We start from the raw sequence: 435 nt of genomic DNA on the forward strand, positions 1-435 counted from the left end.
GGGAGAGCTGCTTGTGCAACTGCTTGACGATGCGCTCGAACTCGCCCTGGCCCTGGCTCATCACCTTGTAGCGCCCCTCGAAGCCGAGGCAGAGGCACAGATAGATGAACTCCAGGATGTCGCGATAGCGCACCGGGTCCTCCTGCAGGCGGGCCAGCAGCACGAACACCTTCTCCCCGCCCCAAGTCTCGTTGTGGAAGCGGGTCAGCAGTGAGTGCTCCGACCATTCGCTCTGGCTGCCCCAGTCGCGGCCCATCACGGCCTCGTCGATGAAGGTGCACAATATGTAGCGAAACGAGAGCACGACGCCGTTCTCGTAACCCTGGGCCATCAGCTCCTGCTCTATGGCCTGGATCTCGGTCACCACCCGCTGGTAGAGCTCGGGCACCCGATCGTGGCGGGAGAGCAGCCGTACCCGCTGCACCAGCCCCAGCA

Annotated in this window: 1 protein-coding gene; it reads right to left on the minus strand. The window is 63.9% G+C overall.

Going from position 1 to position 435, the window contains the following annotated elements; translation table 11 throughout:
* The coding region (gene icmH / locus KW821_RS21430) for a type IVB secretion system protein IcmH/DotU (RefSeq protein WP_218292859.1) at positions 1 to 435 on the minus strand (435 nt) is incomplete at both ends.

The organism is Aeromonas sp. sif2416, assembly GCF_019218665.1.
In the GTDB taxonomy this organism is placed as follows: domain Bacteria; phylum Pseudomonadota; class Gammaproteobacteria; order Enterobacterales; family Aeromonadaceae; genus Aeromonas; species Aeromonas encheleia.